At 53.4% G+C, this 221-nt stretch carries 1 protein-coding gene; it reads right to left on the bottom strand.

The window, feature by feature from the left end; translation table 11 throughout:
• Window positions 1-221, bottom strand: a 221-nt coding sequence (locus tag AC0KVN_RS27805; protein ID WP_483656901.1) for a hypothetical protein, incomplete at both ends; no start/stop codon positions are given.

A 221-nucleotide genomic window follows, 5' to 3' on the forward strand; every position in this document is an offset into this window, starting at 1 on the left:
AAACTTGTTCCGGGTCTTGCTCATAAAGAAAGCTCCTTCCCACAAATTGGAGCCTCCGGGAAAGCCGGGGCGGTTCACTCTGATCCTGATCCTGTCATAACCCACCACAAGCTGAAGCGTCTCTTGAAAATCGGCATTGTGATCTGCCCCCACCGAGTGGACCGATTGGTTTGTTAGTGCATTAAGCTCATCGCCGCCATATCCGGACGGAGGTGGAGCGA

Source organism: Sphingobium sp. SG1 (genome assembly GCF_057063145.1).